Origin of the sequence: Umezawaea endophytica, from assembly GCF_025061645.1 — a bacterium.
Classification (GTDB): Bacteria; Actinomycetota; Actinomycetes; order Mycobacteriales; family Pseudonocardiaceae; genus Umezawaea; species Umezawaea endophytica.
Map to the genome: position 1 here is coordinate 103,641 of NZ_JANYMP010000023.1, position 18,581 is coordinate 122,221.

Sequence of the window (18,581 nt, forward strand, 5' to 3'; positions counted from 1 at the left end):
GACGAAGCGACGAAGGACATCGAGGACTCCACCGCTCACCGCTCGCCGCGCAGGGCACGCAAGGCGCGCTCGCTGACCTCGTTGACGTCGCCCACGGCGTCGATGCTGACGACGATCTTGTCGTAGTAGTCGAGCAGCGGGGCGGTTTCCGAGCGGTAGAGCTGCTGGCGGTGGCGGATGACGTCTTCCTTGTCGTCCGTCCGGCCGCGGGCGAGCAGGCGTTCGACGACGACGTCCTCGTCGACCTTGAACTCCAGCACGTTGTCGATCTTCTGCTCGTCCCTGGCGAGGATCTCGCCGAGCACACCCGCCTGTGCGACGTTGCGCGGGAAGCCGTCCAGCAGGAAGCCCTCGACGGCGTCCGGCTGGGCCAGGCGTTCGCGGACCATCTCGTTCGTCACGGCGTCCGGGACGAGCTCGCCGGAGTCCAGGTACTCCTGGACCTCCCGGCCGAGCTCGGTCTGGTCGCTGATGTGCGCGCGGAAGAGGTCCCCGGTGGAGATGTGCGGCACGCCGAGCTTCTCGCTCAACACGGTGGCCTGGGTGCCCTTGCCCGCTCCAGGCGGGCCAACGAGAACGAGTCGCACTAGCGGAGGAACCCTTCGTAATTGCGCTGCATGAGCTGGCTCTCGATCTGCTTCACGGTGTCGAGGCCGACGCCCACCATGATCAGCACGGCCGTGCCGCCGAACGGGAAGTTCTGGTTCTGACCCTCACCGGTCAGTTCCAGGAACATGTTCGGGAGGATGGCCACGATGCCGAGGTAGAGCGAGCCGGGCAGCGTGATGCGGCCCAGAACGAAGCGCAGGTATTCGGCGGTGGGACGTCCCGGACGGATGCCGGGGATGAACCCGCCGAACTTCTTCATCTCGTCCGCACGCTCGTCGGGGTTGAACGTGATGCCGACGTAGAAGTACGTGAAGAAGACGATCAGCAGGAAGTACAGCGCGATGTGCACCGGGCTGGACTGGCTCACCAGGTGCGTCGCCACGAAGGTCGCCCACCAGCTCGGCGTGGCACCGGGGTCGGTCGACGCCGTCAGCCGGGCGATCAGGTCGGGCAGGTACAGCAGCGAGGACGCGAAGATGACCGGGATGACGCCCGCCTGGTTCACCTTCAGCGGCAGGTAGGTCGAGGTGCCGCCGTACATGCGGCGACCGATCATGCGCTTCGCGTACTGGACCGGGATGCGGCGCTGGGCCTGCTCCACGTAGATGACGCTGGCGATGATGATCAGACCGGCGACGATGACCAGGAAGAACGTCAGGCCACCCTTGGCCAGGATGTTCGAGCCCTCGGCCGGGATGCGGGCGGCGATACCGGTGAAGATCAGCAACGACATGCCGTTGCCGATGCCCTTCTCGGTGATGATCTCGCCGAGCCACATGATGACGCTGGTGCCCGCGGTCATCGTGACGACCAGGACGATCAGCGTGAAGATGGTGTCGTTCGGGACGACCGGCTCGGCGCAGTTCGGGAAGAGCTGCTTGCGCACGGCCAGCGCGACGATGCCGGTGGACTGGAGGACCGCGAGCGCGATCGTCAGGTACCGGGTGTACTGCGTGAGCTTGCCCTGGCCCGCCTGGCCTTCCTTCTTCAACTGCTCGAACCGCGGGATGACCACGGTGAGCAACTGGATGATGATGGAGGCGGTGATGTAGGGCATGATGCCCAACGCGAAGATCGACAAGTTGAGCAGTGCGCCACCGCTGAACAGGTTGATCAGCGAGTAGATCCCCTGCTGGTCGATCTGTTCCGCGCAGAGCTTGACGTTCTTGAAGGACACGCCCGGCGCGGGCAGAGTCGCGCCCAACCGGTACACCACGATGATCCCCAGGGTGAAGAGGATCTTTTTCCGTAGGTCCGGCGTCGCGAGAGCCGAGCGGAATGCGCCGAGCACGCGAACCTCCTGAGCGTTGTCGGCCCAGGGCCGACATCGAGCGGTACCGGCCGTCCGCCGGCACTGACTTACCGACGGGCGAATTGCCGACGGTTTTCGACCGGTCGCAGCAGGTAGCCGCCACCGACCCGGAGGACATCCGGGTTCAGCCCGCGACTTTAACAGTCATCGGGGGCAACTCCGCAGCCAGTCGTCGTTCACACCTTGCAGCACGGTTGATCTTTGGGCCCGGATGGGCCTGATGGGTCAACCGGTTGAGCTGAACACAGCGCCCGCGCGACCGCTCGGACCTGCCTCGCGACCACGGGGAAATTCCACTTCACGACCACCGTAGACGGAGCCGGGGCACCGTGACCACGCCGCCCGGTGACGGTTCGGGGACAACGGGTGCGGACGCCGTGGTGGCGCCTGAGGACTTCGCTACGGGCGGACAAGGACCGCCCGCATGGTGGACATCCCCCTGGGCACCCGCGCCCTTCTGAGGGCCGGAAAACCGCCCCGGCGCACCGGATCCGGTCTGGCACAGCGAAAGGCCCCCCGGAGCCGGAGCTCAGGGGGGCCCTTCAGTTGGAGCAGTCGTCAGAGCGCGGTGGTGGTGCCACCGGCGCCGGCGATCTTCTCGACGGCGCTGCCCGAGAACTTGTGCGCGGTGACGTCGAGCTTGACGCCCGCGATGTCACCGTCGCCGAGCACCTTGACGAGCTGGCCCTTGCGGACCGCGCCCGACTCGACGAGCTCGTCGACACCGATCGTGCCGCCCTTGGGGAACAGGCGGGCCAGGTCGCCGACGTTCACGACCTGGTACTCGGTGCGGAACGGGTTCTTGAAGCCCTTGAGCTTCGGGAGCCGCATGTGCAGCGGCATCTGGCCACCCTCGAAGCGCGCCGGGGTGTTCTTGCGAGCGCCCGTGCCCTTCGTACCGCGACCAGCGGTCTTGCCCTTGGAACCCTCACCGCGGCCGACGCGGGTCTTGGCGGTGTGCGAACCGGGGGCAGGACGGAGGTGGTGGATCTTGATGGTCATGAGTTGACCTCCTCGACGACCACCAGGTGGCGCACGGCGTGGATCAGACCGCGGACCTGGGGGGTGTCATCACGCACCACCGACTGGCGAATCTTGTGCAGCCCGAGGGTGCGGATCGATTCGCGGTGGTTGTGCTTGGTACCGATCGTGCTCTTCACCTGCGTGATCTTGAGCTGTGCCATGGTGGTCACACCCCCTGACCCGCGCGAGCGCGCAGCATTCCGGCGGGAGCGACGTCCTCGAGCGGCAGGCCGCGGCGGGCCGCGACCTCCTCGGGACGCTGCAGGCCCTTGAGGGCCGCAACGGTGGCGTGCACGATGTTGATGGCGTTGTCGCTACCCAGCGACTTGCTCAGCACGTCGTGAACGCCCGCGCACTCCAGCACCGCGCGAACGGCGCCACCGGCGATGACGCCGGTACCGGCCGAAGCCGGACGCAGCAGCACGACGCCAGCGGCCTTCTCACCCTGGATCGGGTGGGGGATGGTGCCCGCGATGCGGGGAACGCGGAAGAAGTTCTTCTTCGCTTCCTCGACACCCTTGGCGATGGCCGCGGGAACTTCCTTGGCCTTGCCGTAGCCGACGCCCACCATGCCGTCGCCGTCGCCCACGACCACGAGGGCCGTGAAGCTGAAGCGGCGACCACCCTTGACCACCTTGGACACGCGGTTGATCGCAACCACGCGCTCGAGGTGAGGGGTCTTCTCCTGGGCCGCGCCGCCGCGGCCGCCGTCACGACGGTCGCGGCGCTCTCCGCGCTCGCCCCCGCCGCCTTCGCGACGCGTGCGTCCTGGCATCAGGCGTCCCTCTCAATTCCGGTGATGTGCATTGTCAGAACTCCAGCCCCGCCTCGCGGGCCGCGTCCGCCAGAGCGGCGATGCGGCCGTGGTACGCGTTGCCACCGCGGTCGAAGACGACCGCCGTGATCCCGGCGTCCTTGGCGCGAGCCGCGGCAAGCTGACCGACCTTGGCCGCACGGGCCTTCTTGTCGCCGTCCACCGCGCGCACGTCCGCCTCCAGGGAGGTGGCCGACACGATGGTGTGGCCCTTCAGGTCGTCCACGATCTGCACGGTGATGTGCTTCGAGGAACGGTGCACGACCAAGCGCGGACGCTCGGCGGTACCGCTGACCTTCTTGCGCAGGCGGAAGTGACGACGGGCCTTGGCGATGCGACGCGTGGTCGAGATGTCCTTGCCCACCGGCTTGCGCTTCGTAGCAGTCGACTCGCTCATGTCACTTACCCGTCTTTCCGACCTTGCGGCGGATCTTCTCGCCCGAGTACCGCACACCCTTGCCCTTGTACGGGTCGGGCTTGCGCAGCTTGCGGATGTTGGCGGAAACCTCGCCCACGAGCTGCTTGTCGATACCCTTGACGGAGAAACGCGTGGGGTTCTCGACGATGAAGGTGATGCCCTCGGGGGCCTCGACCTTCACCGGGTGGCTGTAGCCGAGCGCGAACTCCAGGTCGGAACCCTTGAGCGCGACGCGGTAGCCGACCCCGTGGATCTCGAGCTTCTTCTCGTACCCCTGGGTCACACCGATGACCATGTTGTGGACCAGGGTGCGGGAGAGGCCGTGCAGCGAACGGCTGCGCCGCTCGTCGTCGGGACGCTTCACCTCGAGGGTGCCGTCCTCGGCCTTCTCCAGCACGATCGGCTCAGCGATCGTGAGGCTCAGGGTGCCCTTGGGCCCCTTGATGCTCACGTCCTGGCCGTCGATGTTCACGTCGACCCCAGAGGGAACGGTGATCGGCAGCTTTCCAATGCGCGACATGCGGTCCCCCTCCCTTACCAGACGTAGGCGAGAACTTCTCCGCCTACACCCTGCTTGTTGGCCTGGCGGTCGGTCAGCAGACCGCCAGAGGTCGAAATGATGGCAACGCCAAGGCCGCCGAGCACCTTGGGGAGGTTGGTCGACTTCGCGTACACGCGCAGACCGGGCTTGGACACCCGGCGGAGGCCCGCGATGCTGCGCTCCCGGTTCGGGCCGTACTTCAGCTCGACCACCAGGTTCTTCGCAACGTCACCCGCCTCGTCGCGGTAGCTGGAGATGTAGCCCTCGCGCTTGAGGATCTCCGCGATGTTCGCCTTGAGCTTCGAGTGCGGCATCACGACCTTGTCGTGGTACGCCGAGTTCGCATTGCGCAGACGAGTCAACATGTCTGCGATCGGATCGGTCATCGTCATGGTGACCTAGTCAACCTTTCTCACTGCGGTTCCCCAGCCCAGGGTCCGAGTTCACGGTCGCGGGCAGGCCTACAGCGAAGTGGAAACGCTTCTTACCAGCTTGACTTGCTGACACCCGGCAGTTCGCCGCGGTGCGCCATCTCCCGGAGGCAGATCCGGCACAGGCCGAACTTGCGGAACACCGAGTGGGGACGCCCGCAGCGCTGGCAACGGGTGTAACCCCGCACCTTGAACTTGGGCTTGGCGGCAGCCTTGTTGATCAATGCCTTCTTGGCCATCGACTCAGTTCTCCTTGAACGGGAAGCCCAGGAGCTTCAGCAGCGCCCGACCTTCTTCGTCGGTGGTCGCGGTGGTGACGACCGTGATGTCCATGCCGCGCGGGCGGTCGATGGCGTCGGGGTCGATCTCGTGGAACATCGACTGCTCGTTGAGACCGAACGTGTAGTTCCCGTTGCCGTCGAACTGCTTGCCCGACAGGCCGCGGAAGTCACGGATACGCGGCAGCGCGATGGTCAGCAGCCGGTCCAGGAACTCCCACATGCGGTCGCCACGCAGCGTCGCGCGGGCGCCGATCGGCATGCCCTCGCGGAGCTTGAACTGCGCGATGGACTTGCGAGCGCGCCGAACCTCGGGACGCTGGCCGGTGATGATCGAGAGGTCGCGAACGGCGCCCTCGATCAGCTTGCCGTCGCGGGCGGCGTCGCCGACACCCATGTTGACGACAACCTTCACCACGCCCGGAATCTGCATGACGTTGGCGTAGTCGAACTGCTTGTTCAGCTCGGCGGCGATTTCCTCGCGGTAGCGGGTCTTCAGCCGCGGAATGATCTTCTCAGCAGTGGTCATGATCAGATGTCCTTCCCGTTACGACGGGAAATGCGGACGCGCTTGCCCTCGTCGTTCGTCCGGTAGCCGATGCGCGACGGCTTGCCGTCCGCGTCGACGACCATCACGTTGGAGACGTGGATCAAGGCCTCCTGGGTCACGATGCCACCGGACTGCGCACCACGCTGGGTCTGCGAGATCCGGGTGTGCTTCTTGACCCTGGCCACGCCCTCGACCAGGACCTTGTTGGTGTCCGGGTGGGCCTGGATGACCTTGCCCTTGGCGCCCTTGTCCTTGCCGGCGATGACGACGACCGTGTCGCCCTTCTTGACCTTCATGGTTAGAGCACCTCCGGTGCCAGCGAGATGATCTTCATGAACTTCTTGTCGCGCAGCTCACGGCCGACCGGTCCGAAGATGCGGGTACCCCGCGGCTCGTTGTCCGGCTTGATGAGCACGGCGGCGTTCTCGTCGAACCGGATGTAGGAACCGTCGGGACGACGGCGCTCCTTCACGGTCCGAACGATGACGGCCTTGACGACATCGCCCTTCTTCACGTTGGCACCGGGGATGGCCTGCTTCACCGTCGCGACGATGATGTCCCCGATACCCGCGTAGCGGCGGCCCGAGCCACCGAGAACACGGATGCAAAGGATTTCCTTCGCACCGGTGTTGTCGGCGACGCGCAGCCGCGACTCCTGCTGGATCACTTACAACTCCTGACCATTCCTGGCCTGCCAGATTTCCGACCTGACAGGCTCGGTCCAACGAACTACTACTTGGCCTTCTCGAGGATCTCGACGAGCCGCCAGCGCTTGGTGGCGGAGAGGGGACGCGTCTCCATGAGGCGAACGCGGTCACCCACACCGGCCGTGTTCTCCTCGTCGTGCACCTTCACCTTGGTGGTGGAGCGCAGGACCTTGGAGTACCGGCGGTGCTTCTTGCGGTCCTCGAGCGCGACCACAATCGTCTTGTCCATCTTGTCGCCGACGACGTAACCCTCGCGGACCTTGCGGTCGTTGCGGTCTTCGGTCGTGGCTTCGTTGCTTTCGGTCATGCCGCACCCTCACCAGTGGAGACCGCGTCGGGGGAAACCGAGAGACCGAGCTCCCGCTCCCTCATCACGGTGTAGATCCGGGCGATCTCGTGCCGGATCGTCCGCAGACGACGGTTGTTGTCGAGCTGCCCGGTGGCCATCTGGAAGCGGAGGTTGAACAGCTCCTCCTTCGCCTCCTTCAGGCGCAGCACGAGCTCCTCCTCGGTGAGCTCACGCAGCTCGGAAGCGGTGGTACCCGCTGCCATCAGAACTCACCACCCTCACGCGTAACGATGCGGCACTTCATCGGGAGCTTGTGGATCGCGCGGCGCAGTGCCTCGCGGGCCACGGCCTCGTTCGGGAAGCTCATCTCGAAGAGCACCCGACCCGGCTTGATGTTGGCCACCCACCACTCCGGAGAACCCTTACCGGAACCCATGCGGGTCTCGGCGGGCTTCTTCGTCAGCGGGCGGTCCGGGAAGATGTTGATCCAGACCTTGCCACCACGACGGATGTGCCTGTTGATGGCAATACGCGCGGACTCGATCTGCCTGTTGGTCACGTAGGCCGGCTCCAGAGCCTGGATGCCGAACTCACCGAAGGTGACCCTCGTGCCGCCCTTGGCAGCACCCGACCGACCGGGGTGGTGCTGCTTGCGGTGCTTAACCCTCCGCGGGATGAGCACGACTCAGCCCTCCGTCTTCTCTTCAGCGGCCGGGGCTGCCGGCGTCTCGCTGGCCTGTGCGTCGGCCGCGGCGCGCCCAGCCTCGGTGCTCGTCGGCGTGGTGCCGCTGGCACCAGAACGACGGGCCCGGTTCGGGCGGGCATCGCGGTCGCGACGAGGCGCGCGGTCGGCCGACGGGGCGGCGTCACGCTCACGCTTGGCGTTCAGACCACCGACGACGTCACCCTTGTAGATCCACACCTTCACGCCGATACGGCCGAACGTGGTGCGGGCCTCGAAGAAGCCGTAGTCGATGTCCGCGCGCAGCGTGTGCAGCGGCACTCGGCCATCGCGGTAGTGCTCGGAACGGGACATCTCGGCACCGCCGAGACGACCGCCGCACTGCACGCGGATGCCCTTGACCTGCGGGGAGCGCATGGCCGACTGAATGGCCTTGCGCATCGCGCGCCGGAAGGCGACGCGGTTGGACAACTGCTCCGCCACACCCTGGGCAACGAGCTGCGCATCCGACTCGGGGTTCTTGACCTCGAGGATGTTCAGCTGCACCTGCTTCTTGGTGAGCTTCTCCAGCTCACCGCGGATGCGGTCGGCCTCGGCGCCACGACGACCGATGACGATGCCCGGCCGTGCGGTGAAGATGTCGACGCGAACGCGGTCACGAGTGCGCTCGATCTCCACCTTCGAGATGCCGGCACGCTCCATGCCACGGCCGAGCAGCTTGCGGATCTTGACATCCTCGGCCACGTACTCGGCGTACTGCTTATCGGCGTACCAGCGGGACTTCCAGTCAGTGGTGATCCCCAGCCGGAAGCCGTGCGGGTTGATCTTCTGACCCACTACCGGTTACTTCCCTTCGCGCTGGTCTTGCGAACCGCCTTGGGACGGGCTTCCGTCTTGGGACGGGACTCGACCTCGACGGTGATGTGACTCGTGCGCTTGCGGATCCGGTACGCGCGGCCCTGGGCCCGCGGACGGAAACGCTTCAGCGTCGGCCCCTCGTCCACGTAGACCTTCGACACCCAGAGGGTGGTCGGGTCAAGGGAGAGGTTGTTCTCGGCGTTGGCCACGGCGCTGGCGAGCACCTTCGCGACCGGCTCACTTGCCGCCTGAGGCGCGAACTGGAGCACGGCCAGGGCGTCGCTGGCGCTACGGCCCCTGATGAGCTCGATCACGCGACGCACCTTCATCGGCGTGTCGCGGACGTAGCGAGCCCGAGCCACGGCGCGCGGGTACTCCGGCGCACTGGCATCGTTGCGGGCGTTCATCGCTGCTTCCCCTTAGCTTCTTCCTAGTTCGTCGCCTAGCGGCGGCGCGACTTCCGGTCGTCCTTGATGTGGCCCTTGAAGGTGCGCGTCGGGGCGAACTCGCCCAGCTTGTGCCCAACCATGGCCTCGGTCACGAACACCGGGACGTGCTTCCGGCCGTCGTGCACCGCGAGGGTGTGCCCCAGCATGTCCGGAATGATCGTGGACCGGCGGGACCAGGTCTTGATGACGGTCTTCTTGCCCGACTCGTTGAGAACGTCCACCTTCTTGAGCAGGTGGTCGTCAACGAAGGGGCCCTTCTTAAGGCTGCGAGGCATCCTTCACTCCCTTCCTGCTCAGCGCTTCTTACCGGTGCGACGACGCCGGACGATGAGCTTGTCGCTTGGCTTGCGGCGGCGGGTACGGCCTTCGGGCTTACCAGCCGGGTTCACCGGGTGGCGACCACCGGAGGTCTTGCCCTCGCCACCACCGTGCGGGTGGTCGACCGGGTTCATGGCGACACCACGCACCGTGGGCTTGCGGCCCTTCCAGCGCATGCGGCCTGCCTTGCCCCAGTTGATGTTGCTGTGCTCGGCGTTGCCGATCGCACCAACAGTCGCGCGGCAGCGGACGTCCACGTTGCGGATCTCACCCGAGGGGAGGCGCAGCTGGGCGTAGGGGCCGTCCTTGGCGACGAGCTGAACGCTCACGCCCGCGGAACGGGCGATCTTCGCGCCGCCGCCGGGGCGGAGCTCGATCGCGTGGATGACCGTACCGACCGGGATGTTGCGCAGGGGGAGGTTGTTGCCCGGCTTGATGTCAGCCTTGGGCCCGTTCTCCACCATGTCGCCCTGGCGCAGCTTCTCGGGGGCGATGATGTAGCGCTTCTCGCCGTCCAAGTAGTGCAGCAGTGCGATGCGCGCCGTGCGGTTGGGGTCGTACTCGATGTGAGCGACCTTGGCCGGCACGCCGTCCTTGTCGGTGCGGCGGAAGTCGATCAAGCGGTATGCCCGCTTGTGACCGCCACCCTTGTGCCTCGTGGTGATCTTGCCCGACGCGTTACGGCCACCTTTGCCGTGCAGCGGACGGACCAGCGACTTCTCCGGCGTCGACCGAGTGATCTCGGCGAAGTCGGAGACGCTCGCACCGCGACGACCGGGGGTCGTCGGCTTGTACTTGCGAATGCCCATCTCTACGCAGTCCTCGTCGTCATCAGGCGGCCGGGCCGCCGAAGATCTCGATCGGCTTGCTCTCGGCAGACAGCGTCACGATGGCGCGCTTGGTGTCCTTGCGCTTGCCATAGCCGGACCGGGTGCGCTTGCGCTTGCCCTGCCGGTTGAGCGTGTTGACGCTGACGACCTTGACGCCGAAGACCTTCTCAACGGCAATCTTGATCTGAGTCTTGTTCGAGCCGGGCGCCACCACGAAGGTGTACTTGTTCTCCTCGAGCAGTCCGTAGGACTTCTCGGAGATCACCGGCGCGAGCAGGATGTCCCTGTGGTCGGGGATCACTTCTCGGCCTCCTCGGACACCTCGGAGGAGCGGGCGACGGCCTTCGCGGAGCGGCCACGGGCCGGTCCGGCGATGAACACGTCGTACGCGTCCTTGGTGAACACCACGTCGTCGTTGACCAGCACGTCGTAGGTGTTGAGCTGGTCGGGCGCGATCACGTGCACACGGTCGAGGTTGCGCAGGCTGACCCACGAAACCTCGTCGGTGCGGTTGAGCACGACCAGAACGCGACGTGCTTCCGTCACCGACTCCAGCAGCTTGCGGGCGGTCTTGGTGGAGGGGGTGTCCCCGTTCACCAGAGCGCTCACGATGTGCAGCTGGCCGGCGCGGGCCCGGTCGGAGAGGGCACCGCGGAGCGCGGCGGCCTTCATCTTCTTGGGCGTCCGCTGGGTGTAGTCGCGCGGCTGCGGGCCATGCGAGATACCACCACCGGCGAACTGGGGCGAACGCGTCGAGCCCTGACGGGCGCGGCCGGTGCCCTTCTGCCGGTACGGCTTCTTGCCGCCACCGGAGACCTCGCCGCGGGTCTTCGTGCTGTGCGTGCCCTGGCGAGCCGCGGCCCGCTGGGCCACGACGACCTGGTGCAGCAGCGAGATGTTCGCCTGCGCGTCGAAGATCGCGGCGGGCAGCTCGACACTGCCGTCGGTCTTGCCGTCCGGCGTGTGCACCTCAACGGTGTTCGTCATCAGGCACCACCCTTCGCAGCGCTCTTGATGAACACCACACCGCCCTTGGGACCGGGAACAGCGCCCTTGATGAGCAGCAGCCCCGCCTCGGCGTCGATGCGGTGAACGGTCAGGTTCTGAGTGGTCACGCGCTCGTGGCCCATGCGGCCAGCCATGCGGACACCCTTGAACACGCGACCAGGAGTGGCACACCCGCCGATGGAACCCGGCGAGCGGTGCTTGCGCTGGGTGCCGTGGCTCGCGCCGAGGCCCTTGAAGCCGTGTCGCTTCATGACGCCCGCGGTGCCCTTGCCCTTGCTGGTGCCGATGATGTCGACAACAGCGCCGGCCTCGAACACCTCAGCGGTGAGCTCCTGGCCGACCTGGTACTCGGTCGCGTCCGTGGTGCGCAGCTCCGCCAAGTGGCGACGAGGAGTCGCGCCTGCCTTGGCGAAGTGGCCCGTCACGGGCTTGTTGACCTTGCGCGGGTCGATAGCGCCAAAGGCCAGCTGCACAGCCGTGTAGCCGTCGATTTCTTGGGTTCGCACCTGGGTGACCACGTTCGGCTCGGCCTTGACGACGGTAACCGGAACGATCCGGTTGTTCTCGTCGAAGACCTGAGTCATGCCGAGCTTGGTGCCCAGGAGCCCCTTAACCTGCCTGTCAGACATGGGTCTCGTTACTCTCCGCCCCAAATGGGATCAACACTGCCGCGTCCACTTACTGAATGTTGACGTCGACGCTCGCCGGCAGGTCGATGCGCATGAGCGCGTCCACCGTCTTCGGCGTCGGGTCGAGGATGTCGATCAGACGCTTGTGCGTGCGCATCTCGAAGTGCTCGCGCGAGTCCTTGTACTTGTGCGGCGAGCGGATGACGCAGTAAACGTTCTTCTCAGTGGGCAGCGGCACAGGCCCGACGACCCGAGCGCCGGTGCGCGTCACGGTCTCGACGATCTTGCGCGCGGACGCGTCGATCGCCTCGTGGTCGTAGGCCTTGAGCCGGATGCGGATCTTCTGTCCCGCCATAGTGGCTTGCCGTTCCTCTGCTTCTCGTACCGCTGCGGTGCGGTGCCTAATGGGGGTCACTGGGGACCCTTGGCGCGCTCCGCCCCTGTTCAAATGTCACGGTGCCCGGTCCACGCGGTCGGGCGTGTCGCGCCCGATGCATAAGCCGGTCCCACTGAGATAACTCCGTGGGATGGGTCTTGCCTGACCCGCAGCACCCTGATCAGCCAGCGGGGTTAACCGATGTCCAATGACTCAGGGCGCGGACCGCTCGTGACGGGGCGGCCGAATTCTTACGAACGCGGCCGCCCCGACGAGCAACCCGTTAAGGATGCCACACGGGTGTGCGGCGATCCAAATCGGGGTCTGGAATTAGACCAGGATCACTTACTTGATGATCTTGGTGACCGAGCCCGCACCCACGGTGCGCCCACCCTCGCGGATGGCGAAGCGCAGGCCCTCGTCCATGGCGATGGGCTGGATCAGCTTCACGCTCATGCCCGTGGTGTCACCCGGCATGACCATCTCGGTGCCCTCGGGGAGGTCAACGACGCCGGTCACGTCCGTGGTGCGGAAGTAGAACTGCGGGCGGTAGTTGTTGAAGAACGGCGTGTGGCGGCCACCCTCGTCCTTCGAGAGGATGTACACCTGCGCCTCGAACTCCGTGTGGGGAGTCGTGGTGCCGGGCTTCACGATGACCATGCCGCGCTCGACGTCTTCGCGCTTGATGCCGCGGAGCAGCAGCGCGGCGTTGTCGCCCGCGCGGCCCTCGTCGAGGAACTTCTTGAACATCTCGATCGAGGTGACCGTGGTCTTCCGCGAGGTCTCGCGGATACCGACGATCTCGATCTCCTCGTTGACCTTGAGGATGCCGCGCTCGATGCGACCGGTCACCACGGTGCCGCGGCCGGTGATCGTGAAGACGTCCTCGACCGGCATGAGGAACGGGCGGTCGACCTCGCGCTCCGGCTCCGGGATGGCCTCGTCGACCGCGTCCATGAGGCCCATGAGCTTCTCGGCCCACTCGGCGTCGCCCTCGAGGGCCTTGAGCGCGGAGACGCGGACCACGGGGAGGTCGTCGCCGGGGAACTCGTACTCGGAGAGCAGCTCGCGGACCTCGAGCTCGACGAGCTCCAGGATCTCCTCGTCGTCCACCATGTCGGACTTGTTCAGCGCGACGACGATGTAGGGCACGCCGACCTGGCGGGCCAGGAGCACGTGCTCCTTGGTCTGCGGCATCGGGCCGTCGGTCGCGGCCACGACCAGGATGGCGCCGTCCATCTGCGCCGCACCCGTGATCATGTTCTTGATGTAGTCCGCGTGACCGGGGCAGTCGACGTGCGCGTAGTGGCGCTTCTCCGTCTGGTACTCGATGTGCGCGATCGAGATCGTGATGCCGCGCTGCTTCTCTTCCGGCGCCTTGTCGATCTGGTCGAACGCGGACGCCTGGTTCAGGTCCGGGAACTTGTCGTGCAGAACCTTGGAAATAGCAGCAGTCAGCGTGGTCTTGCCATGGTCGATGTGACCGATGGTGCCGATGTTGACGTGCGGCTTCGTCCGCTCGAACTTCGCCTTCGCCACTGGATTGTCCTCCTGGACTTCGTATTGCTTGTCCGGCGGGCGGCTTCGCGCCCGCCGGACTACACGTCAGGGTCGATTGTGCGGACCCCAGGGAGACCCCCGGAGAGCCCGCTAGAACTGCGGTGCTCCGGTTTGGGTTACTCGCCCGTCGCCTTCGCGATGATTTCCTTCGCCACGTTGGTCGGAACCTCGGCGTAGGAGTCGAACACCATCGAGTAGTTCGCGCGACCCTGGGTGCGAGACCGCAGGTCGCCGACGTACCCGAACATTTCCGACAGCGGGACCAACGCCTTGACGACGCGGGCACCGCTGCGCTCCTCCATGGCCTGGATCTGACCACGGCGGGAGTTGAGGTCACCGATGACGTCGCCCATGTAGTCCTCGGGCGTGGTCACCTCGACCGCCATGACCGGCTCGAGGAGCACGGGGTTGGCCTTCCGAGCGGCTTCCTTGAGCGCGATGGAACCCGCGATCTTGAACGCCATCTCGGAGGAGTCGACCTCGTGGTACGCACCGTCGAGCAGGGTCAGCTTGATGCCCACCAGCGGGTAGCCCGCCAGCACGCCGTACTGCATGGCGTCCTGGGCGCCCGCGTCCACCGAGGGGATGTACTCCCTGGGGATGCGGCCACCGGTGACCTTGTTGTCGAACTCGTAGAGCGCACCGTCGGTGCTCTCCAGAGGCGACAGGGTGATGAGGATCTTGGCGAACTGGCCGGAGCCACCGGTCTGCTTCTTGTGGGTGTAGGAGTACTTCTCCACGGTTCCGCGGATGGTCTCCCGGTACGCCACCTGAGGCTTGCCGATGTTGGCTTCGACCTTGTAGTCCGACTTCATGCGGTTGACGAGCACCTCGAGGTGCAGCTCGCCCATGCCCGCGATGATGGTCTGACCCGTTTCCTCGTCCAACTGGACCTGGAAGGTCGGGTCCTCCTCGGCCAGCTTCTGGATCGCCGTGCCCAGCTTCTCCTGGTCGGCCTTCGTCTTCGGCTCGATCGCGACCCGGATCACCGGGTCGGGGAACGTCATCGACTCGAGGACGATCGGGTTCTGCGAGTCCGACAAGGTCTCGCCGGTGGTGGTCTCCTTGAGACCGATCACCGCGTAGATGTGGCCCGCCTGGGCCTCGTCCACTGGCTGTTCCTTGTTGGCGTGCATCTGGAAGAGCTTCCCGATGCGCTCCTTGCGGTCCTTGGTCGAGTTGATGACCTGGGTGCCCGCGGAGAGCTTGCCCGAGTAGACCCGGATGTAGGTCAGCTTGCCGAAGAACGGGTGCGCCGCGATCTTGAAGGCGAGGGCCGCGAACGGCTCTTCCTTCGAGGGCTTGCGGAACGCGGGCGTGACGCCGTCCTGGAGGGTGCCCTCGACCGGCGGCACGTCCAGCGGGGACGGCAGGTAGTCGATGACCGCGTCGAGCATGGGCTGGACGCCCTTGTTCTTGAACGCGGAACCGCAGAGGACCGGGTACGCGGACCTGTTGGTCACGATCTTGCGGATACCGGTCTTGATCTGCTCCACCGACAGCTCTTCGCCACCGAGGTACAGCTCCATCAGGTCGTCGTCGGTCTCCGCGACGGCCTCGATCAGCTTCTCGCGGAACTCGGCGACCTTGTCGGCGAGGTCGGCCGGGATCTCCTCGACCGTGTAGTCCTCACCCTTCTCCACCTCGCCGCGCCACGTGAGGGCGCGCATCTCGACCAGGTCGACGACTCCGATGAAGTCGCTCTCCGAGCCGATGGGGAGCTGGATCGGCAGCGGCTTGGCGCCGAGCCGCTCCTGGATGGTGCGCACGGTGAAGTAGAAGTCGGCGCCCAGCTTGTCCATCTTGTTGACGAAGCAGATGCGGGGCACGTCGTACTTGGTCGCCTGCCGCCAGACCTGCTCGGACTGGGGCTCGACGCCTTCCTTGCCGTCGAACACGGCAACAGCGCCATCGAGAACGCGCAGCGAACGCTCGACCTCGACCGTGAAGTCCACGTGGCCCGGCGTGTCGATGATGTTGATCTGGTGGTCTTTCCAGAAGCAGGTCGTCGCGGCGGACGTGATCGTGATGCCGCGCTTCTGCTCCTCCTCCATCCAGTCCATCGTCGCAGCGCCGTCGTGCACTTCGCCGATCTTGTAGCTCTTCCCCGTGTAGAAGAGGATTCGCTCGGTCGTCGTGGTCTTGCCCGCGTCGATGTGCGCCATGATCCCGATGTTGCGGACCTTGGCCAGATCGGTGAGCACTTCCTGTGCCACGGGTGTCTTCCCCTGTCTTTGAGCAGCTGGTAGCAGTGCTCGCTAGGGCTGGGAGAGCCCGACCCGCGAGTGCGGGCCGGGCATCACATCACCAGCGGTAGTGAGCGAAGGCCTTGTTGGACTCGGCCATCTTGTGCGTGTCCTCGCGACGCTTGACGCTCGCGCCGAGGCCGTTGCTCGCGTCGAGCAGCTCGTTCATCAGGCGCTCGACCATCGTCTTCTCACGACGCTGCCGGGAGAAGGTGATGAGCCAGCGGAGCGCCAGCGTGGTGGAGCGCGACGGACGAACCTCGACCGGCACCTGGTAGGTGGCGCCACCGACACGGCGGCTGCGCACCTCGAGGGTCGGCTTGACGTTGTCCAGGGCGCGCTTCAGCGTGACGACCGGGTCGGTGCCGGTCTTCTCGCGAGCACCCTCGAGCGCTTCGTAGACGATCTTCTCGGCGACCGAGCGCTTGCCGTCGACCAGCACCTTGTTGATGAGCTGCGTCACCAGCGGAGAGCTGTAGACCGGGTCGGAGATCAGCGGCCGCTTCGGGGCCGGTCCCTTGCGGGGCATTAGCTCTTCTCCTTCTTCGCGCCGTAACGGCTGCGAGCCTGCTTGCGGTTCTTCACGCCCTGGGTGTCCAGGGAACCGCGGATGATCTTGTAGCGAACACCCGGCAGGTCCTTCACACGACCGCCGCGCACGAGCACCATCGAGTGCTCCTGCAGGTTGTGACCCTCGCCGGGGATGTAGGCGGTGACCTCGATGCCACTGGTCAGCTTCACGCGGGCAACCTTGCGGAGCGCCGAGTTGGGCTTCTTCGGGGTCGTGGTGTAGACGCGGGTGCACACACCGCGCCGCTGCGGGCTCCCCTTGAGGGCCGCGGTCTTCTGCTTGGCGACCTTGTCAGTGCGGCCCTTGCGGACCAGCTGCTGGATCGTTGGCATACGCCGGCTGCTTCTTCCGTTGTTGCGTCTCGTCACACGTGCTGGCGAGCTCTGTTTACTTGATCCCTCTCTGCACCCGAGGTCGGGCGTGTCGCCCGGATCCCAAGGTCCGCGGGTAACACCGCAGGTGTTCCAGCGAGTGGAGGACACCGGTGCTTCAGGCAAACCGGCACCGCCACGAGAGGGCGTTGCCGCTGCATAGGCACACGGAGCGGCCCGACATGGGTCGGGCACGAGTATCAAAGATACCTCGCTTCGTCGACCGGGGTCAAAACGGGGGTACCCGCGCTCCCCCGCTCCCACGTGCGAGGTCTCGCGATGCGGACTACGAGGGGACGGCCGCCACCCGGTTCGCCCGCGACCTCGTGACGACCACCACAGCGATGCCCGTGAGCAGCAGCACCAGGCCCGGCAGAGCTTCCGGCCGCGGGACCTGACCGAGCCACAGCCACGCGATCAGTGCCGCGCCGGGGACCTCGAGCAGGATCAGCAGGCTGACCGTGCTCGCGGACACCTTGTGCAGCGCGTAGCTGAACATCGAGTGGCCGAGGAGCTGCGCGCCGACGGCGAGGCCCGCGATGGCGAGCCAGGTGGTGGCGTCGAAGCCGACGAGCGGGACGCGGAACACCAGGCAGCCCGCCAGGAGCAGCGCGGCGCAGACCGAGTAGCAGACGAGCGTGTAGGTAGTCGTGGTCACCGCGGCGGTGCGGGCGCGTTCGCCGAAGGCGGTGTAGACGGCGGCGCAGGCACCGCCCGCGAGGGCCAGGAGGTCACCCGCCAGAGCTGGGCCGCCGACGGTGAGGTCCGCGCCGGTGGCGATGACCACCCCGGCGACCGCGAGGACGGTGCCCAGCCAGGTCGTGATGGGGACCCGGTGGCCCTGGAGGCGGGCGATGAGGGCCTGCCAGATGGGTTGGGTGGCCACCAGCGCGGTGGCGGTGGCGACGCTCGTGAGCTGGATGCTGGGCATCCAGGTGGCGAAGTGGGCGGCCAGGGCTATGCCCGCCAGGACGCAGTGGAGGCCTTCGCGTTTGCGGGTGGTGGTGAGGGAGCGGAGTTCGGTGGTGCGGGTGGGGCTGGTGAGGGTGAAAGGGGTTAGGACGGCTACGGCGAGGGTGTTGCGCCAGAAGGCCAGGGCCAGGGCGGGGGCGGCGGCGAAGGCGATCAAGGGGCCGGAGGAGGAGACGGCCAGGAGGGCGATGGTGATGGCTGCTGTGGTGAGGGGGGTTGGGGGGTGGGGGCGGGGTGGCACGTGGGCCATCTTTGCTCGTGGGTGGGGGGTGGGTGGGGTGAGGTTGGCCATGGGGTAACGGCTGGGTGAGGGGCTGGGTGGGGGTGGCGGGCTTGTGGCGGGATGGGATTTGGGGGCGGGTTGAGCGCGGTGCGTGTAGTTCGCGTTGTCGCGGCGGCTGTAGGTGGTGTGTGGCTCGGCGTGGTGGTGTGGGCGGCTGTTGTTGCTTCGCTGTTGGGTGGCGTCAGGTTCATCGGGCCGAAGTCGTCCGCGCGGACCACGGGTTCCGGCTTGGGCGTGTGGGTCGTAGAGGTGGCGTTTCAGTCGGCTGGGCAGTCGGGTTGGTTGGTCGGTCAGTTCGGTAGGTCAGTCCCGTAGGTCTGGTCGGTCGAGGCAGGCTGCGGGCTGGCCGGTCGGGCCGGTCGGGCCGGTCGGGTCGGGCTGGTCGGTCGAGCAGGTCGAGTCGGGTCGGCCCAGTCGATCAGTCGGCCGGTCGGGTCGGTCAGCCGAGCCGGTTGA

The 18,581-nt window shown here is 66.4% G+C and carries 28 protein-coding genes; all 28 read right to left on the bottom strand.

Annotated elements, in window-relative coordinates:
• Window positions 1-35: 35 nt before the first annotated feature.
• Window positions 36-587, bottom strand: coding sequence for an adenylate kinase (locus tag NZH93_RS36260; RefSeq protein WP_259627810.1), 552 nt, complete (start codon window positions 585-587; stop codon window positions 36-38).
• Window positions 587-1,900: a preprotein translocase subunit SecY gene (gene secY, locus NZH93_RS36265; protein ID WP_259627811.1), complete on the bottom strand. Its 1,314-nt coding sequence runs from the start codon at window positions 1,898-1,900 to the stop codon at window positions 587-589. Before secY ends, NZH93_RS36260 begins: the two co-directional genes overlap by 1 nt.
• A gap of 579 nt (window positions 1,901-2,479) precedes the next feature.
• Window positions 2,480-2,923, bottom strand: coding sequence for a 50S ribosomal protein L15 (gene rplO, locus NZH93_RS36270; RefSeq protein WP_259627812.1), 444 nt, complete (start codon window positions 2,921-2,923; stop codon window positions 2,480-2,482).
• Window positions 2,920-3,105 carry a 50S ribosomal protein L30 gene (rpmD, locus tag NZH93_RS36275; protein WP_259627813.1) on the bottom strand — a complete coding sequence of 62 codons (186 nt, stop codon included), beginning with the start codon at window positions 3,103-3,105 and terminating at the stop codon, window positions 2,920-2,922. Before rpmD ends, rplO begins: the two co-directional genes overlap by 4 nt.
• A 5-nt stretch (window positions 3,106-3,110) precedes the next feature.
• Window positions 3,111-3,719: a 30S ribosomal protein S5 gene (gene rpsE, locus NZH93_RS36280; RefSeq protein WP_259627814.1), complete on the bottom strand. Its 609-nt coding sequence runs from the start codon at window positions 3,717-3,719 to the stop codon at window positions 3,111-3,113.
• Window positions 3,720-3,753: 34 nt separating this feature from the next.
• On the bottom strand, window positions 3,754-4,155 hold the full coding sequence (rplR, locus tag NZH93_RS36285) for a 50S ribosomal protein L18 (protein WP_259627815.1): 402 nt from the start codon (window positions 4,153-4,155) through the stop codon (window positions 3,754-3,756).
• A gap of 1 nt (window position 4,156) precedes the next feature.
• Window positions 4,157-4,696 (bottom strand): 50S ribosomal protein L6, encoded by a 540-nt coding sequence (gene rplF / locus NZH93_RS36290; RefSeq protein WP_259627816.1) that lies wholly within the window; start codon window positions 4,694-4,696, stop codon window positions 4,157-4,159.
• Between the two features lie 14 nt (window positions 4,697-4,710).
• Window positions 4,711-5,109, bottom strand: a complete 399-nt coding sequence (rpsH, locus tag NZH93_RS36295; RefSeq protein ID WP_106187123.1) for a 30S ribosomal protein S8 — start codon at window positions 5,107-5,109, stop codon at window positions 4,711-4,713.
• A gap of 92 nt (window positions 5,110-5,201) precedes the next feature.
• A complete protein-coding gene (locus NZH93_RS36300) occupies window positions 5,202-5,387 on the bottom strand; it encodes a type Z 30S ribosomal protein S14 (RefSeq protein WP_053715226.1) in 186 nt (61 codons plus the stop codon).
• Window positions 5,388-5,391: 4 nt separating this feature from the next.
• Window positions 5,392-5,955 (bottom strand): 50S ribosomal protein L5, encoded by a 564-nt coding sequence (gene rplE / locus NZH93_RS36305; protein ID WP_259627817.1) that lies wholly within the window; start codon window positions 5,953-5,955, stop codon window positions 5,392-5,394.
• Window positions 5,956-5,957: 2 nt separating this feature from the next.
• On the bottom strand, window positions 5,958-6,272 hold the full coding sequence (gene rplX / locus NZH93_RS36310; protein WP_106187121.1) for a 50S ribosomal protein L24: 315 nt from the start codon (window positions 6,270-6,272) through the stop codon (window positions 5,958-5,960).
• A 2-nt stretch (window positions 6,273-6,274) separates the two neighbouring features.
• Complete coding sequence (rplN, locus tag NZH93_RS36315; protein WP_106187120.1) at window positions 6,275-6,643, bottom strand: 50S ribosomal protein L14; 369 nt, start codon at window positions 6,641-6,643, stop codon at window positions 6,275-6,277.
• A 65-nt stretch (window positions 6,644-6,708) separates the two neighbouring features.
• Window positions 6,709-6,990 (bottom strand): 30S ribosomal protein S17, encoded by a 282-nt coding sequence (gene rpsQ / locus NZH93_RS36320; protein WP_259627818.1) that lies wholly within the window; start codon window positions 6,988-6,990, stop codon window positions 6,709-6,711.
• A complete protein-coding gene (rpmC, locus tag NZH93_RS36325) occupies window positions 6,987-7,235 on the bottom strand; it encodes a 50S ribosomal protein L29 (RefSeq protein ID WP_106187118.1) in 249 nt (82 codons plus the stop codon). Before rpmC ends, rpsQ begins: the two co-directional genes overlap by 4 nt.
• A complete protein-coding gene (gene rplP, locus NZH93_RS36330; protein ID WP_106187117.1) occupies window positions 7,235-7,654 on the bottom strand; it encodes a 50S ribosomal protein L16 in 420 nt (139 codons plus the stop codon). The genes rpmC and rplP overlap by 1 nt, the downstream gene beginning before the upstream one ends.
• Before the next feature lie 3 nt (window positions 7,655-7,657).
• Entirely contained in the window at window positions 7,658-8,491 is an 834-nt protein-coding gene (gene rpsC / locus NZH93_RS36335; protein ID WP_106187116.1) for a 30S ribosomal protein S3, read from the bottom strand.
• Window positions 8,491-8,919: a 50S ribosomal protein L22 gene (gene rplV, locus NZH93_RS36340; protein WP_259627819.1), complete on the bottom strand. Its 429-nt coding sequence runs from the start codon at window positions 8,917-8,919 to the stop codon at window positions 8,491-8,493. The genes rpsC and rplV overlap by 1 nt, the downstream gene beginning before the upstream one ends.
• Before the next feature lie 35 nt (window positions 8,920-8,954).
• Window positions 8,955-9,236: a 30S ribosomal protein S19 gene (gene rpsS / locus NZH93_RS36345; RefSeq protein WP_086669030.1), complete on the bottom strand. Its 282-nt coding sequence runs from the start codon at window positions 9,234-9,236 to the stop codon at window positions 8,955-8,957.
• An 18-nt stretch (window positions 9,237-9,254) separates the two neighbouring features.
• Window positions 9,255-10,088 carry a 50S ribosomal protein L2 gene (gene rplB / locus NZH93_RS36350; RefSeq protein ID WP_259627820.1) on the bottom strand — a complete coding sequence of 278 codons (834 nt, stop codon included), beginning with the start codon at window positions 10,086-10,088 and terminating at the stop codon, window positions 9,255-9,257.
• Window positions 10,089-10,110: 22 nt separating this feature from the next.
• Window positions 10,111-10,410: a 50S ribosomal protein L23 gene (gene rplW / locus NZH93_RS36355; protein ID WP_259627821.1), complete on the bottom strand. Its 300-nt coding sequence runs from the start codon at window positions 10,408-10,410 to the stop codon at window positions 10,111-10,113.
• Window positions 10,407-11,096, bottom strand: coding sequence for a 50S ribosomal protein L4 (rplD, locus tag NZH93_RS36360; protein ID WP_259627822.1), 690 nt, complete (start codon window positions 11,094-11,096; stop codon window positions 10,407-10,409). The genes rplW and rplD overlap by 4 nt, the downstream gene beginning before the upstream one ends.
• Window positions 11,096-11,746 (bottom strand): 50S ribosomal protein L3, encoded by a 651-nt coding sequence (gene rplC / locus NZH93_RS36365; RefSeq protein WP_259627823.1) that lies wholly within the window; start codon window positions 11,744-11,746, stop codon window positions 11,096-11,098. The genes rplD and rplC overlap by 1 nt, the downstream gene beginning before the upstream one ends.
• A gap of 49 nt (window positions 11,747-11,795) precedes the next feature.
• The gene (gene rpsJ / locus NZH93_RS36370) at window positions 11,796-12,101 is read right to left on the bottom strand and encodes a 30S ribosomal protein S10 (protein ID WP_003938093.1); all 306 of its coding nucleotides are present in this window, start codon (window positions 12,099-12,101) and stop codon (window positions 11,796-11,798) included.
• A gap of 366 nt (window positions 12,102-12,467) precedes the next feature.
• Window positions 12,468-13,661 (bottom strand): elongation factor Tu, encoded by a 1,194-nt coding sequence (tuf, locus tag NZH93_RS36375; protein ID WP_259627824.1) that lies wholly within the window; start codon window positions 13,659-13,661, stop codon window positions 12,468-12,470.
• A 137-nt stretch (window positions 13,662-13,798) separates the two neighbouring features.
• Entirely contained in the window at window positions 13,799-15,898 is a 2,100-nt protein-coding gene (gene fusA / locus NZH93_RS36380) for an elongation factor G (protein ID WP_259627825.1), read from the bottom strand.
• 88 nt (window positions 15,899-15,986) lie between these two features.
• A complete protein-coding gene (gene rpsG / locus NZH93_RS36385) occupies window positions 15,987-16,457 on the bottom strand; it encodes a 30S ribosomal protein S7 (protein WP_106187108.1) in 471 nt (156 codons plus the stop codon).
• Window positions 16,457-16,831, bottom strand: coding sequence for a 30S ribosomal protein S12 (gene rpsL, locus NZH93_RS36390; RefSeq protein ID WP_090015396.1), 375 nt, complete (start codon window positions 16,829-16,831; stop codon window positions 16,457-16,459). The genes rpsG and rpsL overlap by 1 nt, the downstream gene beginning before the upstream one ends.
• 325 nt (window positions 16,832-17,156) lie before the next feature.
• A complete protein-coding gene (locus tag NZH93_RS36395; protein WP_259627826.1) occupies window positions 17,157-18,083 on the bottom strand; it encodes a DMT family transporter in 927 nt (308 codons plus the stop codon).
• Window positions 18,084-18,581 lie beyond the last annotated feature (498 nt).

What these genes read in the sequence shown, in the direction of transcription:
- rplO (WP_259627812.1), bottom strand. Translation starts at nt 2,923, where the DNA reads ATGACCATCAAGATCCACCACCTCCGTCCTGCCCCCGGTTCGCACACC.
- rpmD (WP_259627813.1), bottom strand. Translation starts at nt 3,105, where the DNA reads ATGGCACAGCTCAAGATCACGCAGGTGAAGAGCACGATCGGTACCAAG.
- rpsE (WP_259627814.1), bottom strand. Translation starts at nt 3,719, where the DNA reads ATGCCAGGACGCACGCGTCGCGAAGGCGGCGGGGGCGAGCGCGGAGAG.
- rplR (WP_259627815.1), bottom strand. Translation starts at nt 4,155, where the DNA reads ATGAGCGAGTCGACTGCTACGAAGCGCAAGCCGGTGGGCAAGGACATC.
- rplF (WP_259627816.1), bottom strand. Translation starts at nt 4,696, where the DNA reads ATGTCGCGCATTGGAAAGCTGCCGATCACCGTTCCCTCTGGGGTCGAC.
- rpsH (WP_106187123.1), bottom strand. Translation starts at nt 5,109, where the DNA reads ATGACGATGACCGATCCGATCGCAGACATGTTGACTCGTCTGCGCAAT.
- NZH93_RS36300 (WP_053715226.1), bottom strand. Translation starts at nt 5,387, where the DNA reads ATGGCCAAGAAGGCATTGATCAACAAGGCTGCCGCCAAGCCCAAGTTC.
- rplE (WP_259627817.1), bottom strand. Translation starts at nt 5,955, where the DNA reads ATGACCACTGCTGAGAAGATCATTCCGCGGCTGAAGACCCGCTACCGC.
- rplX (WP_106187121.1), bottom strand. Translation starts at nt 6,272, where the DNA reads ATGAAGGTCAAGAAGGGCGACACGGTCGTCGTCATCGCCGGCAAGGAC.
- rpsQ (WP_259627818.1), bottom strand. Translation starts at nt 6,990, where the DNA reads ATGACCGAAAGCAACGAAGCCACGACCGAAGACCGCAACGACCGCAAG.
- rpmC (WP_106187118.1), bottom strand. Translation starts at nt 7,235, where the DNA reads ATGGCAGCGGGTACCACCGCTTCCGAGCTGCGTGAGCTCACCGAGGAG.
- rplV (WP_259627819.1), bottom strand. Translation starts at nt 8,919, where the DNA reads ATGAACGCCCGCAACGATGCCAGTGCGCCGGAGTACCCGCGCGCCGTG.
- rpsS (WP_086669030.1), bottom strand. Translation starts at nt 9,236, where the DNA reads ATGCCTCGCAGCCTTAAGAAGGGCCCCTTCGTTGACGACCACCTGCTC.
- rplB (WP_259627820.1), bottom strand. Translation starts at nt 10,088, where the DNA reads ATGGGCATTCGCAAGTACAAGCCGACGACCCCCGGTCGTCGCGGTGCG.
- rplD (WP_259627822.1), bottom strand. Translation starts at nt 11,096, where the DNA reads ATGACGAACACCGTTGAGGTGCACACGCCGGACGGCAAGACCGACGGC.
- rplC (WP_259627823.1), bottom strand. Translation starts at nt 11,746, where the DNA reads ATGTCTGACAGGCAGGTTAAGGGGCTCCTGGGCACCAAGCTCGGCATG.
- rpsJ (WP_003938093.1), bottom strand. Translation starts at nt 12,101, where the DNA reads ATGGCGGGACAGAAGATCCGCATCCGGCTCAAGGCCTACGACCACGAG.
- rpsG (WP_106187108.1), bottom strand. Translation starts at nt 16,457, where the DNA reads ATGCCCCGCAAGGGACCGGCCCCGAAGCGGCCGCTGATCTCCGACCCG.
- rpsL (WP_090015396.1), bottom strand. Translation starts at nt 16,831, where the DNA reads ATGCCAACGATCCAGCAGCTGGTCCGCAAGGGCCGCACTGACAAGGTC.